Here is a 14,815-nt window from a genome sequence, read left to right as displayed (position 1 = left end):
ATTGGGATATAGTAGCCATTAACCTAATCTGGTTTCGGTATCATACCTGCTTTTATAGGGACAAAATCTGTCGGGAATGTAGTTTCTGAATTATAGTAACCATCTTTCATATTAGTATCAGTTAAATCAGCCCAGTTCAAATCAGCCCCCCTTAAATCAGTGTCGCTTAAATCAGTTCCCGTTAAATCAGCCCAGCTCAAATCAGCTCCCCTTAAATCAGCTCCCATTAAATCAGCTCCCATTAATTTAGCACTCTTTAAATCAGCTCCCCTTAAATCAGCGTTCCATAGAATGATATAGCTTAAATTTGAATGAGAAAGATCTAGGCTTTTGAATTGAGCCAACCTAAAATCAGGCATTTTTTCTTGTACTGCTGGGAGTCCTCTAGATAAAAAAATCTTGCTCGTAAGCAAATCAATTCTTGCATTGTTAAAACCAGTTTCATTTTTTAGATTGGCTAGCTGCTCAAGTGCTGCTCTTTTAGAAAATGTTTTTTCATCCGCTAGCAGACGCGCACATTCAAAAAAGGTACTATTGTTAATACTTTCTTGGGTTTTATCGAGTTGTCTTTGCACATCATGGGTTCTGAACACCCAGAGGAGAAAAAAGGTAGGAAGTCCAAGAAGTAAAAGGGTTAGGCTACTGTTCAGACGGTCATCTAGTTCCAGAAAGTCACCTAGTCCGCTGATTTGCCATGTGGCAGCGAATAATATACCTAATAAAGCGGCTAATGCTAAAGAAATCTTCCGATATCTGAAAGGCCACTTTTTAATGTTATGCCATATCATAGACATTGAAATTTTATAAATTGATGGATATTAAAAACCAGCATCTTCATTTCTTAAAACAAAAATCGCAGTTTGAGGCGCCATACATGTATGTCGCGTTGCGCATCTCCTCTAAGGGCAAACGCCTGTGCAGGCTCAATAACATTACCGTCTGGATCTCGGCCTATATCAATCTGGTTGCCAGAATCAGCATCAACGAAGAAATTAAAATCAAGGTCGTCCATCAGAGTAATGTATTCATAACCAGCTAATAATTCCAGGTTTTTGTTGACGCGCTTTTTAGAACCGATATAGAAAGAGGCTGCTCTATCAAAATTACCGTGAAATATAGGGGTGCGATCACCGGCTACGATGTCGCGTATAAAAGCACTCGTCCCTCCCGCACCATCAGTATCCAAATAAGATATACGAGAACTAATGCTCCAATCTTGCGGCAATTGATAAGTCCAAGTTAGATTAGCACCCAGTGCTTCGGAAGAGTCAGTGCGCATAGACCGCCTAGCAGCACGCTCTTCATCAACAAAATTACCCTCCTGTATTTGACCATGTCTGCCGTGGCTGGCAAAAAGTTCTGCACTCCACATAGAGTTACCCGTGTTATAAATAAAATAAGGATTGAATGCGTGCAACGGTGCATACTCTCTTTCTTGTATGGGAAAATAGGCGATTCCATATCTGAGATAGGACATATTAATACCCGCTCGCCACCACTGGTCTTGCCGGTTATCAGTGTTGTAGCTAATGCCGCCGAATATATTGGGGCCTTGTGGTCTGCTATATCTGCTGTGATAGCTGAAGAAGGGGTTGTACGGGTTACGAGTGTACGCCAAATGATACGAAAGCGAACCGTTACCAATCTGCGGGCCGTCGCCATACCAATAGATACCGTGCCTACGCGTGCCTATACCCAAGGGAGTACACACATAACCCGGAGGTCGCCCACCGTCCTCTGCTCCCCAGTGCGTGTAGCCGCTAAAGTAATAGGTTGAGATAGACCTCTCAACAACAGGCAAGGTGTCCAGAGCAGCAATTTTTTCTAATCCGAAGGGCGCTTTGTCATAGCCTAATCTCAAAGTTCCGTATTGCGTGTCGGACTCTATAAACAGCCTATCTAAATACTCAAGGCGATTACCGTATCTGTTGTGCGGACGGGACAAATCGCTCGCCCAACCCGCACTGAACTTTATCCTCTCAGTCATAGACCAGTCTACCGACAGCCGGCCACGAGGAATATGAAATCGTTGTGAGCTGGTACCAGGTGTCGGACGCGTAAATACACCGGTAGAGCCTTCTCCAGCAATATACTGGCGATTGTCGTGTCCGACAAAGAAATCGGCCTGCGCCTCCATAGACCCTCTAAATATTAGATTGTAGTCACTCAACGTTATACCTTGACCGCCACCGTGGGTAGGCTTTGATGTTGCGTGCAATGGCAAAAGATCAGTAGATTGGGCATATAGCCGACTGTGATAAGTTGATGGATATATAAATACAAACGATATAGCAGTTATAATAAAAAATCTCGTTTTAGTCATTTTTCCTTCTCCCCCACGTATTATCTTTTCTTTTTTATTTTTTCTTTTTTATCGTGAAAGTAATTTATCACAAAAATTAGTAGCGAATACTAGACCTAATATAACAAAGAAGGGGTTATCGAAATATAGACCTAGTCAGGCTATCCACATACTAATGCCGCCAAGTATTAGTATTATAAATATTTCAACAAAATTGATATTGTCTGTTGTCCTCTTTTGGGGAACAACATTAATGTCCATGCTTTCATCTATCTCTTCCTCTCGTTTTAATATCCACATTGAGATATAGCTATTGCACGATATTGATTAACGCAGATTCTAAAGAACGAACTATGATATGCTATCTTAGCCGACATTGTGAGTATAACTATGGAAAAATTTAAATGCGCCGCACTGCAAATGAACAGCAGTGCGAACTTATCAGATAACTTAAAACGCTGTGCTGATTTGATAGCACGCGCAGTGGATGCAGACGCGCGCCTACTGGTATTGCCCGAAACTTTTGCTTTTATGGGCAGGTCGTTAAATGCACAAATGGATATCGCCGAACAACCGGGGCAAGGCAGGATACAAGATTTTCTTGCCGAGCAAGCCACGCGCCATCAGATATATCTAGTAGGCGGTACGGTACCTGTTCGCATCAAGGGCGATCCCCGTGTTTATGCCGCCTGTTTGCTCTACGACGACCAGGGTGCGTGTATCGCCACTTATAACAAGATACATCTGTTTGATGTTGATTTTCCAGAAAAAGGCGAAAGCTACAGGGAGTCGTCGGTTTTTAAGTCGGGCAATGAGGCAATAGTGGCAAAAACACCATTAGGCTGCATTGGTCTCACCATATGCTACGATTTGCGCTTCCCTGAACTGTTTAGATTACTGGTGCATAAAGGTGCTGAAATTATTGTCTTGCCGTCGGCATTTACCAAACACACTGGCGAGGCGCACTGGCAGTTGCTACTACGCGCCAGAGCAGTAGAAAATCAAGCGTGGGTTATCGGCGCAGACCAAGTCGGCGTGCACGAGAACGGCCGCAGCACTTATGGACATAGTGCGATTGTAGAACCGTGGGGGCGAGTGGTGACCGAAATCCAGGGCAATGCCGAACAAGTGGCAATCGCCGAAATAAATAGAAATGAACAAACAAAACTAAGACGTAGTTTCCCTTGCTTAGAACACCGCGATATCAAAGTATCTTTCTAGACTATCTCAATGGCGATCATAGCACTTTAGATTTTTATAGAGTCACTGTGTCAAAAGTTTACGCTACAAACATATCAAGTTAAAAATGAGCCTATCGGCACATCTGATGTGAGCAGTTTGCTCAGATTCTATTAGCTGGGTGAGTATGGTAATGAAGAATGATGTAGGTTGATTTTTAAATTGCCATCACTACCGCGCAGGTAGCCAAAGCTGTATTCGACCTTGATTTCCTCACCATCAGTTTTAGTGAAATAGTATTCGCCCATAGCCAAAGCCGTGTCGCAATAGGTGACAATCCCCTCATTCTCAAAGCGCACATTGGTATACGGCGCCAGTGCAAAGCCTTTATCTTCCGAAATAATGCCGCCAACAAAATAAGATAGTGCTGTTTTTTCAGTGTCTCGGAACGGGTGCTCGCTGGCAAGAGTAGGTTTGAAAAGAACAACGCCCTCATCATAAGCATAGAGCCGATCTAGTGTGTCTTGTGCAGCGGCTCTAGCATCACTAGCCGCTCCAATCGCAACAATAGCTTGTCCCCAGCTGCTCTGGGCAGCCATTACCTGTTCTTTTGTAATCGGATTATCGCAATGCCCTGCCGCTTGTACAGTGGAAGCAACTGTCATCATTAAAAGTACATACCATAACTTCATTATTTACTCTCCTTAGTATAGTGCTAAAAAATATTGGTCTCAGTATAAATGAAATATCCTGCAAAAGACAAATATTTTATTGAGCAATATCAGGTGCTATTGATAAATCTCCGTGCCAGATTGAAATCCATGCGGCGGCGATAACGACCGTCACTGCGTATACCCTTAAAAGGCGTTAGGAATATATCTTCGGTGTCTTCCCTAAACGATGTTATTTTACGGTTTAGTTTTTTAATGAGTGCCGATAGGTTTTTGAACTCACCGCCGATGCGAGTAATAAATCGAGACGAGTGCTTAATCTGATAATCTTTGATTTCGGCACTCCTACAAAACCTGATACTGGGTTCTCTGGTGTTGTCAAACGATATAAACCCTAGTTGACCATTCGGGTCATTGAAGCGTATTTTTTTATCCCGCTTAGGTTCGGGTAAACTACTTTCCAGTGCGTTCAATGTTCCGATACAGCAGTCATCGGCATAAATCCATACTTTGCCATTTGTTTTATTGTCAAAGAGTGCTAAACACACTGGATTTTCGGTATCGTTGAAAATCGTCTTGTGCAAGAGTATGTAGCTATGTAGCCGTTCCCTGAAAAGCCCGCTTTGCAGATAACTAGCGGGGATAAGTGCAGCAACATATCGGCAATTATGCAGGCAGAGCTCCAAACAGTGTTTATAGAGATCATCGTGCGCTGTTTGGGGATACGGCAAACCTCTGCGTGTTGCCGAGTTGCGTGCCAGCCATGGCGGATTGGTAACGCAGACCTTGTAGCCTTTAGGGAAGCGCTCTATAGTGTTCCTCTTTTTTACCGCATTGTTGTTTGGGTTAATATCATAGGAGATAAAGTCTTTGCACAAATCCAAATCGCTGAGCGTATGTATGATGTGGTTTGCACCGGCAAACGGCTCTAATATGCACACACCAGGTATGCCGGCACGCTTAGCCCATCGGCGGAACGGCTTGAGCGTGAAAGGGTTGCCTAAAGTATAAAAACGGCCTTGGGCGCGCTTTGAATCGGTATGCTTGGATTGGATGCCAAGAGGTGTTTTAGCGATCTTTTCAGCCATACAAAGAAATAGATAAAAAATAATATAAAATATGCAGAGTAATTTCAGTCCTCCACCCTGCACATCTAACTCTATGGCTAATAATAGTACTATAATATTTCAAAAAATTAAAGAAGGAAGCAAAGAAGGAGTTTTTTAATGGAAAATAAAGACGGTTGGATATGGTACGATGAAAATTTTGTGCCATGGCGAGAGGCGCGTGTCCATGTATTAACGCATACCCTACACTACGGGATGGGGGTCTTTGAGGGCGTCAGAGCTTATCTGACTGAGCAAGGTACAGCAATTTTTCGCTTGCAAGACCATACCAAGAGGTTGTTTGACTCGGCAAGGATGCTGGGTATAACCATGCCTTATACACCCGAACAAATGAATGCAGCACAAAAAGAAGTACTGATAAAAAATAAGCTAGACAGCGCTTATATACGCCCGATGATTTTTTATGGAGCAGAAGGTATGGGCTTGCATACCAAAGAATTAAAAGTACACGGCATCGTAGCAGCGTGGCAATGGGGGGCTTATCTAGGTGAAGAGAATATGCAACGCGGCATTAGCGTTAAGGTCTCTTCTATCGCCCGCTACGCGGTGAATACTGCTATGTGTAGAGCAAAAGCGAACGGCTATTACATCAATTCTATGCTCGCTCTACAGGAGGCGCAACAGCATGGCTACGACGAGGCGTTAATGCTCGATGTGAATGGCTATCTCGCCGAGGGTAGCGGCGAAAATATCTTTATTCTTTCCGACGGTGTTATTTACACACCTGAGCTAGGCTGTGTGCTGGACGGTATTACTCGGCGTACCATCATAGAACTTGCCACCAATGAATTGGGGATGGATGTGGTAGAGAAAAAAATTACCCGAGACGAAGCCTATATAGCTGACGAGGTGTTTTTTACCGGCACCGCAGCCGAAGTCGCTCCGGTACGCAAGATAGACGAACACTGTATCGCCGATGGCAAACGCGGCCCTGTTACTGAGAAGTTGCAAGCACTATACAACGATGTGGTTGGTGGGCGCAATAAAAAATACCAAGATTACTTAACATTTATTTAATGACACATAGCTGTCGGGATAATTGGTTCAGTGGATTTTTCTAAAGCTCGCGTCCTAGTTGTAGGCGACACAATACTTGACCGTTATATACAAGGTGAAACTTCGCGACTTTCGCGCGAAGCGCCAGTGCCAGTGTTAGTCACCCGCACAATAAAGGAAAGTGCTGGCGGAGCTGCCAATGTTGCTGCCAATGTCGCTGCTTTAGGCGCACAGACAACGCTAATCGGTTTCATCGGACAAGATGCGCAAGGAAAACATATTAGGAAATTATTAGCCGATCATGCAGTACAAGGCGAGCTGATAGAGAGCGAAAATGCTAGCACAATCGTTAAATCCAGAATACTCTGCAAAAATCAGCAACTGCTACGGTTAGATGACGAAAGAGGTTCGTATAGCGATGCCGAGTACGCATCGCTTATTAAATGTTATGAATCATACATACGCAAAGTAGATGTCGTGGTGTTATCCGACTACGCTATTGGGGCTATGCGGGAGGCACAAGAATTGATTGCCATTGCCCGCCAAGCAAATAAACCAGTATTCGTTGACCCCAGACAGAGAAATTTTCTCTGCTACAAAGGTGCAACCGTATTAACTCCGAACTATGCCGAGTTCAGAAACATAGTAGGGCAGTGCGATGATTTGGACACTCTAGAAAAACTGGGCTTGCAGCTCAAAGAAGATTTATCGCTACAGGCATTGCTCGTGACGCGCGGAGAAGACGGCATGTCGCTTTTGGAAGACGCCGAGCATATCCATCACCGCCGAGCACAAGCTAGAGAAGTCTATGATGTCACTGGCGCCGGTGACACGGTGATTGCGGTATTAGCAACCGCTTATGCGGTCGGCTGGTCTTTGGTCGACGCCATGCGCCTTGCTAATCAAGCAGCAAGCCTAGTGGTCGCCAAGTCCGGCACCGCAACGGTGGACTACGAGGAATTAAAATCTGGCTTGCATCGTGAAGCTTACACCAAAGTTATCTATGATTTAGATGATTTGCTGAAAAAAGTTGAAAAAGCACGCAGTAAAGGTATGCGCATTGTGATGACCAACGGTTGTTTTGATATATTACACGCCGGACATATTCATACGCTCAGGCAAACCGCATCTTTAGGAGATTGTTTGATTTTAGCAATAAACGATGACGACTCAGTAAGACTCATCAAAGGGAAAAGCCGTCCGATTAATAATTTGACACATCGGCTCAGCGTGTTGGCTGAATTGCGTATGGTTGATTGGATCATTCCTTTTTCGGATGCTACCCCGCAGGCGTTAATAGAGGCTATATCACCTGATATTCTCACTAAGGGTGGCGATTATAAGGCTGAAGAAGTAGACGGTTACCAACATATAACCGGATACGGAGGGCAAGTTGTGATATTAGATTATATAAAAGGATTGTCTACTACCGGCATTAATAAAAAATTAAAACAAGAATGAGCAAACAAAGCATTACCGCTGGGTACATTATATGTTTTATGCTCGTTTTTATCTGCCAGAACGCTCTTGCCGCCAGTACCTTGGAAAAGCAAAGAGCTCTGTACCTGAAGACCGAACAAGCACTCAAACAAGGGCAGCGAAATCGATTTTTGCAATTCCAAAATTCGTTGCGCAATTATCCGTTATATCCTTATCTGCTTTATACGGACATGCGCAAACGTTTTGCTTATCTTCAACCTGAGACGATCGACGATTTTCTAAGCCGCTACGACAACACACCAATCGCCGATAAGCTACGCTATAAATGGTTGCAATATTTAGCAGCTAAAAATAATAAGCAGTTATTTGCACGATACTATCGCAATAACAAGCAATACTTAAATAATGAACTGATGTGTTTCTATGCCCAGAGTCTGTTGCACGCAAAGCGGGTGACTGAATTACGCGATTTAACTCGGCAGCTATGGTTAGTTGATTTTTCTCAACCTACGGAGTGCGACCCGATTTTCCAGTGGGGCAAGAAAACCAAAGTGATAGACCAAAACTTGATATGGCAAAGAATAATACTGGTGGTGAAAAATAATAATATAGGACTTGCCGATTATCTGGCGAGACAATTAAATACTGACTACCGTCTTTGGTATGCTTTGCTGAAACAGGGGCATTACCACCCATTCAGAGCACTTGCCAGAATAGCTGACCATCAAACACACTCAGCTTTGTTACATCAAATACTTTTATATAGCTTGTCGCAAGCGCAGGCTCAAGACTTAAACAAAGCGCATGCTGTGTGGCAAAATCTAAAGCCTCGTTTTAGGTCTTATGCCTCGCTATACGAGCAGGCCAGCACAGCATTAGGAATCGCCGCTTGCCGGCAATTAAAACCCGAAATAGGTCTGGGTTATTTATCGTTGATAAAGCATTCAGATAAAGAATCGAATTACTGGCACATACGGTGTGCACTGAGGTTGCAGAAGTGGAAGAATGTACTGGCTGCCATCGCCGCTTTAGATCATCAAGACCGCACAAACACCCGATGGCTTTACTGGAAAGCGCGGGCGCTGGAACAATTGGGTAACCGTACAGAAGCAAAAATGATATGGAAAGATATTGCATCCGAGGCAAGCTATTATGGTTACTTGGCTGCCGATCGTGTCAATCAAGCATATGCGCTTTCAACCAAACTGCCGATAGTTGAACCGCGCATCATAAATCAGACGAAAGATCTGGCAGCGATGAAACGAACTTACGAGTTTTTTAGTATTGGGCGTATATTTGACGCTAGACGAGAACTGTTTTATTTACTACCACGCCTGAACAAAGACGAACGTATTGCTACTGCTTTACTATGCAGGCAATGGGGGCAGGCTACCTGTGTCATAGAAGCACTCGCCGACAAGAGCTTTTGGCACCAACAACTAGAATTACGCTTCCCCATGCCATATCGCGATATTGTTGCCCAACAGGCCAGTATAGTCGACCTTTCCGAGCATTGGCTGTATGCGGTGATGCGTCGGGAAAGCGCATTTATGGCAGATGTCAAATCATCGGCTGGTGCATTAGGCTTGATGCAGTTGATGCCAGCCACTGCCGCTAAAACGGCAAAGCGCTTAGGATTAAAACATCCTTCCACTTGGGCCCTGCTGAAGCCCAAGCTAAATATACAATTAGGAAGCCATTATTTGAATAGGGTATACTTGCTTAACAACCGTAAGTGGGAATTGGCACTCGCTTCTTATAATGCTGGATATCACCGCGTAAAACAATGGCAAGCAAAAGCTCCTGTCGACGATGCCGATATTTGGATAGAAACAATACCGTTTACCGAAACCCGCCGTTATGTAAGAGCTGTCCTATTCTATACGGTAGTTTATTATTATAAGATGCACAATAAAATGATACGTTTGCGTGCATTAATCGTGTAACCCACCGTAGCGGTAACTATCGGTCATTCCTCTCATACAAAACTCGCATACACTCCGCCGGGAGCGCACCCATACTCATTGCGCAGCAACTAATCTACTGATCATCAATATTGAGTGATAGCGTACAGCACGAATCGGCGCATGAACACACTTGCTCGGCGATCATTGGGGGTCGCTCATATACAAGCGGCAGGGTCTCTCGGAGACTCCGCCCTATACTAAATGCCCTGTACTAAATACCATATCCTAAAGGGATGCTATGAGAGGGATTCGTCTCTACGCAGAAAGTGTTTTGTTTTTTACAAACGGATAGATTAGTGCGGGAACGGCCAAGTACGCAGCTTCTCTTTATAACGTCCCCATAGTGCGGCGAAGCCACCCGGCTCTTTAATTAGGAGTATGATGATGACGACGCCGGTAATCACCTTGCCTAGATTTTCTACAAACGCAGAGTTGAACGCACCGCCGAATATCCTGTCGCCTATCAGACTGATGACTATATCAAACATATAAACAAAGGCGGTGCCCATAAATGAACCGGCAATAGAACCTAGACCACCGATGATGATCATAAATAATATCTGAAACGCTCTATCCAGTTCGTGCGTGCGCAAATTGATATCGGTGGTGTACGAAAAAGAAAACAAAGCACCAGCAACACCGATATAAAAGGTACTAATAAAAAATGCGATGAGCTTGGTGGCACCCACGCGTATACCTATTACGCTGGCAGCTATATCCATATCGCGCACTGCCATCATGTTACGACCTATCGAACTACGTACTAAATTTTTAGCAACCAGGGTAAGGATAATTACGGTGATTAGCACCAAGTAGTATTTGCCTATATAGGTATTTAGATTCAGAGTGGTCAATTCTGGCAAGTAATAGTTCTGCGGGTTAAATTGTAGCCAAGTGATTTCATAGTATCTGGATGACAACAGCACGACACCGGCGTGATCGTAATTGACGAAATAACGATAAGAATTGAAAAACCATAAAATAAAAAAGTGTGCCGCCAGTGTCGAGACGATTAGATAAAATCCCTTGATCCTGATACTCGGCAAACCAAACAAAACACCCACCAGACCAGTGACAACTCCAGCAAAGAACAGTGCCATCGGCAGAGGCATATCAAAAGGAATGTTCTGCCCGTCAAAGCGATATAGGAAGTTAAAGGTAGCCACCGCTCCTAGTAACATGAAGCCGCCTGAACCTAACGATAGCTGCCCAGTATATCCAGTTAGCAGATTCAAACCTAGCGAGGCGAGAGAAAATACCAACAGCGGAATTAAAATAGCTCCCATCCAATAATCATCGGCGATATAGGGCACGATGAATAATATAAAAAACATAAACGCATACAAGAACCAGCGGTCTTGGCGCAACGGGATCATGCTGCGATCGGCGGTATAATCAGAAACAATATTACGGGTTTCTCTGTAAAACATAGTGCTACCTTAACTTGTCCTATACTCTTTCAATTTCCTTTTCACCGAATAAACCGGCCGGCCTGATCAGAATAAATATCATAGCAACCATATAGCCGAACCAGTTCTCTATGCCCTGACCACCAAACCATTCGGCAACATAGACTTCACCTAGTTTTTCCGAAACCCCAATGATAAAGCCACCTATGATTGCGCCGGGTATAGAAGTCAATCCGCCAATCAGTATCACCGGCAAGCCTTTTAGCACGACCTGCGTTAAGGTGAATGATACACTGATGCGATCCGCCCACAGCAAGCCAGCAATCAGACCAATCACACCGGTTACAGCCCATACCACTGACCATATACGAGACAAAGGCACACCAACCGCCATCGCCGCCAAGTGATCATCGGACACCGCCCGCAACGACATACCAGTTTTGGTTTTTTGGAAAAAGATAGACAAACCTATGATCATCGTGCCAGCAACGATCGCGGCAAAGATATCAAAAGCACCTATCAGCACATCGAAACCTTCTATATAATCACTTAAAAATATCGGATTGGGTGATAAGAGCGTTGCTAGTAAATTGATAAATTTTGCATATATACAAGAGATCAGCCCGCTCTGACAGGCAAGCTCGGCGTCTATTTCGTCGCCGAGAAACTCGCCTAGCTTAAGCCCATGCACTGCCGAGTCCCATATGCCCTGAGAGGCTCCCTCTAAAAGGATACTCAAGCCGACGGTCGCCATAAATAGAGAGAGTAACGATTGATTCGCCAAAGGACGCATGATAAATCGCTCGATGAGTATGCCCATCATAATCATCGCACCCATAGTCAGCACAAAAGCATACCAAAACGATACCCCTTGCTCGGTTAATTTAACAAATGTCAAACCGGCGAACAGTAGCATCGTACCTTGGGCAAAGTTAAACACTCCAGATGACTTGTAAATCAATACGAAACCGATAGCGACCAGAGAATACATAACACCGGTTAATAAACCGCTGATAACTACTTCAGTAAAATACAACATCTCTATCTACTCTGCGTTAATCTATACTTCGTGGCTGACACCTAGATAAGCCTCAATGACTGCTTTATCGTTGCGCACTTCGTCAGGAGTACCATCGCCGATCTTCTTACCGTAGTCCATAACAATAACATGATCTGATATATCCATCACCACACTCATATCGTGCTCTATCAAAACAATGGTGGTGCCTAATTCACGATTGATCTCCCCAATAAAGCAAGACATATCCTTCTTTTCCTCTAAATTCATACCTGCCATAGGTTCATCAAGCAACAACAACTTGGGTTCCATAGCCAATGCACGGCCTAACTCTACGCGCTTTTGCAAACCGTAGGCGAGCTTGTTGACCGGTGTGTTGCGTATCGCCTCGATCTGCAAGAAAGTGATAATCTCCTCTACCCTGCGACGATGTTTTATCTCCTCACGACGCGGACGACCGTAGAAAAAAGCCTGCTCCCAAAAAGTAGATTTCATTTTTAGATTGCATCCGGTCATGATGTTATCCAGCACCGTCATACCCTGGAACAATGCAATGTTCTGAAAAGTCCGCGCAATACCGTCGACCGCCATTTTATGCGGGCGCGTACGCTTATACACTTTATTATCAAATATGATTCGTCCTGCTTGCGGGGTATACACTCCGTTTATGACATTGAGCATCGAACTTTTGCCAGCACCGTTAGGACCAATCAGCGAGCACACTTCACCTTTATACACATTAAAGCTTATATCAGTGATTGCCTTAACACCCTTGAACGATAAGTCTACATTCTCAACGCTCATGAAGACTTCTTTGCTCATTGCTTTTGCCACTCTATCCTTATCATCGTCTTAATGTTTATAATCTGCAAACTTTATAATCAATATCTGCGCCGGTTATCGGGTCATTATACTTAATCATAGCTGCTTTATCTTTTATCCCGTTTAATATCGCTGAGAAATTTTTCTCTATTACATGACGGCATAATTTATTCGTCCAAGTCAATTCACTCAAAGTCGCAGAAAATTCTCTTTTGAGCAGGACGAAGTGTTGCAGAGGAGCTTGTTCGCTACCGGTTTGCGGTGCATCAGTGGCGTCTTTTAACTGCGCAGTTATGAGTTCCTCAACTTCCTTTTGAGAAACTAAATCTTGATAACCAGTGTAGCGCACATCGTGATACTCCGCCCAATATCCAACCGTATGCTCGTCGGCGACAATCAATGCGCAAACGCTAGTATCGTCAGGCGACCACACATAAGCATCTTGTATGTAAGGAGACGACTTGATCCTGTTCTCTATAATTTTAGGCATTAATTTCTTGCCGCCGCCTAAATCTTTGACCAGTTCTTTTCTATCCTTAACATATAACTCATTGCCTTCTATCATTCCTAAATCGCCGGTGTGGAACCAGCCTTCGTCGTCTATGGTATCCGAAGTGCCGTCGGTGTATGCCTTAAAGATATTAGGTCCCTTGCACAAAATCTCACCGTCAGCAGCAATTTTAATCTCGCTACCAGCTATCGTGTGTCCTACCGAATGCGCTTCCTTTTCTTGTGCAGTTTGCATAGCAATTACACCACCAGTCTCAGCACAACCATATATTTGTTTTATATTTATTCCTAATTTACGAAACGAGTTGAAAACCTTTTCGCTAATTGCATCACCGCTAGTCGCCGCCACCCGCAGATGGCTGAAACCGTATACATTTTTAATTGGTTCGGTGATTAATAAACTACCAATTAAAGAAGTCTCTCCCACTGGGGCATTTTCGTAATAGCGGTTGTATAGCCTGCGGGTCAGTTTACTGGCAAATGTAATTCTATTATGAATCAAAGTCGCTAGATATTTATACACATGCGCAGAAGCAAAAAGCAATGTGGGTCCTATCTCGCGCAGGTTTTCTAAAACCGTCTCGCTACTCTCTGGATAGCTCACACAAAAGCCACATAGGAAAGAAGCTGCTTGTCCGTATATGAAACTGGCCGGCATGGCAATCGGAACAAACGACAGTAGTCCATCGTCTTCGGTGATGTTCTCTACCTCAACAATGTAGCGCGCAATATGTAGTATATTCGCATAACTCAACGGTACCAATTTAGGTTCGGAACTGGTGCCAGAAGACAAAAATATAAATGCTGTATCTTCGGTTTTAGTAGCATCAACAGCAGACCTAAAAGCATCCGGGTGAGACGCCGAATATTCATCACCTTTGGCGCACACTGCCTCTATATCTTGCAATAAATTCTTATCGTAATTAGCCAAACCACGCGATTGCGCATAAAAAATCTTTTTCAATTTGATCGACTTGTCCTGTGCAGCCAACAGCATATCCACTTGTTGCTGATCGTGTGCATAAGCATATTGGATATTTAAACTCTTAATAACATAAGCCAACAGTTCATCCGATGCATTTGCATTGAGCGGCACAGCAATAACCCCACACACTTGAAGTGCAGAGGACATCAAGACGACTTCAGGAGTATTGTCGCTGACCATAATGACTTTATCACCTTTGCGAATACCCATATCCATAAAACCATTTGCCAGGCTCTGCACCCGGTTTGCGAGATCACCCCAGCTATATATATTCCATAAACCAAGTTGCTTAACGCGTACCGCCGGCGAGCGCGCACGCGTCTCTGCTTGATGGATTAGCAATTGTGGGAAAGTTTCCATATTTATTCTTTAATTGGTTTCTAGCGCTG

Annotated in this window: 12 protein-coding genes; 4 read left to right on the top strand and 8 right to left on the bottom strand. The window is 44.0% G+C overall.

The features are described 5' to 3' along the window. Positions 1-23: 23 nt before the first annotated feature. Together GDA45_02350 and GDA45_02345 are read right to left on the bottom strand one after the other, a co-directional pair. Positions 24-359: a pentapeptide repeat-containing protein gene (locus GDA45_02350; GenBank protein MBC6413763.1), complete on the bottom strand. Its 336-nt coding sequence runs from the start codon at positions 357-359 to the stop codon at positions 24-26. 482 nt (positions 360-841) lie between these two features. Further along, positions 842-2,170 carry a hypothetical protein gene (locus GDA45_02345; protein MBC6413762.1) on the bottom strand — a complete coding sequence of 443 codons (1,329 nt, stop codon included), beginning with the start codon at positions 2,168-2,170 and terminating at the stop codon, positions 842-844. Positions 2,171-2,722: 552 nt separating this feature from the next. Here GDA45_02345 and GDA45_02340 point away from each other — a divergent pair. Next, a complete protein-coding gene (locus tag GDA45_02340) occupies positions 2,723-3,523 on the top strand; it encodes a carbon-nitrogen hydrolase family protein (GenBank protein ID MBC6413761.1) in 801 nt (266 codons plus the stop codon). Between the two features lie 131 nt (positions 3,524-3,654). Here the strand turns inward: GDA45_02340 and GDA45_02335 are convergent, their stop codons facing one another. Continuing rightward, positions 3,655-4,173, bottom strand: coding sequence for a hypothetical protein (locus tag GDA45_02335; protein ID MBC6413760.1), 519 nt, complete (start codon positions 4,171-4,173; stop codon positions 3,655-3,657). Between the two features lie 89 nt (positions 4,174-4,262). Beyond that, positions 4,263-5,240: a hypothetical protein gene (locus tag GDA45_02330; protein ID MBC6413759.1), complete on the bottom strand. Its 978-nt coding sequence runs from the start codon at positions 5,238-5,240 to the stop codon at positions 4,263-4,265. 138 nt (positions 5,241-5,378) lie between these two features. On the opposite strand from GDA45_02330, the gene GDA45_02325 reads away from it, so the two are divergent. The 3 genes from GDA45_02325 (at position 5,379) to GDA45_02315 (ending at position 9,661) form a co-directional block, all read left to right on the top strand. Beyond that, a complete protein-coding gene (locus GDA45_02325; GenBank protein MBC6413758.1) occupies positions 5,379-6,296 on the top strand; it encodes a branched-chain amino acid transaminase in 918 nt (305 codons plus the stop codon). An 18-nt stretch (positions 6,297-6,314) separates the two neighbouring features. Beyond that, entirely contained in the window at positions 6,315-7,736 is a 1,422-nt protein-coding gene (hldE, locus tag GDA45_02320) for a bifunctional D-glycero-beta-D-manno-heptose-7-phosphate kinase/D-glycero-beta-D-manno-heptose 1-phosphate adenylyltransferase HldE (GenBank protein MBC6413757.1), read from the top strand. Positions 7,737-7,816: 80 nt separating this feature from the next. Then, positions 7,817-9,661, top strand: a complete 1,845-nt coding sequence (locus GDA45_02315; GenBank protein MBC6413756.1) for a lytic transglycosylase domain-containing protein — start codon at positions 7,817-7,819, stop codon at positions 9,659-9,661. Between the two features lie 314 nt (positions 9,662-9,975). Here the strand turns inward: GDA45_02315 and GDA45_02310 are convergent, their stop codons facing one another. Genes GDA45_02310 through GDA45_02295 form a run of 4 tightly spaced genes read right to left on the bottom strand, consistent with a single transcriptional unit; the run spans position 9,976 to position 14,786 of the window. Further along, positions 9,976-11,112, bottom strand: coding sequence for a branched-chain amino acid ABC transporter permease (locus GDA45_02310; protein MBC6413755.1), 1,137 nt, complete (start codon positions 11,110-11,112; stop codon positions 9,976-9,978). A gap of 19 nt (positions 11,113-11,131) precedes the next feature. Then, on the bottom strand, positions 11,132-12,130 hold the full coding sequence (locus GDA45_02305) for a branched-chain amino acid ABC transporter permease (GenBank protein MBC6413754.1): 999 nt from the start codon (positions 12,128-12,130) through the stop codon (positions 11,132-11,134). 21 nt (positions 12,131-12,151) lie between these two features. Further along, positions 12,152-12,931, bottom strand: a complete 780-nt coding sequence (locus GDA45_02300; GenBank protein MBC6413753.1) for an ABC transporter ATP-binding protein — start codon at positions 12,929-12,931, stop codon at positions 12,152-12,154. A 37-nt stretch (positions 12,932-12,968) separates the two neighbouring features. Beyond that, positions 12,969-14,786, bottom strand: a complete 1,818-nt coding sequence (locus GDA45_02295; GenBank protein MBC6413752.1) for an AMP-binding protein — start codon at positions 14,784-14,786, stop codon at positions 12,969-12,971. Positions 14,787-14,815 lie beyond the last annotated feature (29 nt).

The sequence above is a fragment of the Chromatiales bacterium genome (assembly GCA_014323925.1).
Classification (GTDB): domain Bacteria; phylum Pseudomonadota; class Gammaproteobacteria; order Poriferisulfidales; family Oxydemutatoraceae; genus SP5GCR1.
The sequence above is the reverse complement of the archived record's forward strand: the minus strand, read 5'-3'. Positions and strand labels throughout refer to the sequence as shown.